Source organism: Mesorhizobium sp. M8A.F.Ca.ET.208.01.1.1, assembly GCF_004791315.1.
GTDB lineage: Bacteria > Pseudomonadota > Alphaproteobacteria > Rhizobiales > Rhizobiaceae > Mesorhizobium.
Window position 1 is genome coordinate 1 of the sequence record NZ_SRUT01000347.1, and the last position, 291, is coordinate 291.

The following is a 291-nucleotide window of genomic DNA, read 5'->3' on the forward strand; positions in this document are numbered from 1 at the left end:
ACGCTCGGCGTGCCGGTGGAGCAGGTGTCGGTGAAGCTCGGCGACTCGCTTCGCCCGGGCCGGCGTCACCGGCGGCTCGCGGCTGGCCGGCGTCATGACCGGCGCTGTCTACAAGGCGGCGGGCCAGGCACTGGACGAGCTGATCGGCCTGGCGCTCTCCGACCCGCGCTCGCCCTTCCAGGCGCTGCAGGCAAACACGTTGGTCGTGCAGGACGGCCGCATCGCCTCGCCGCGCGGCGAGGGACCGGACCTGTCGATCGCCGAACTGATGGCCGCTATCGGCCGCGAAAA

At 72.5% G+C, this 291-nt stretch carries 1 pseudogene; it reads left to right on the forward strand.

Annotated features, from left to right (window positions below):
- Positions 1 to 291 (forward strand): annotated as a pseudogene (locus tag EN851_RS35595) (molybdopterin cofactor-binding domain-containing protein); the annotation flags it as partial.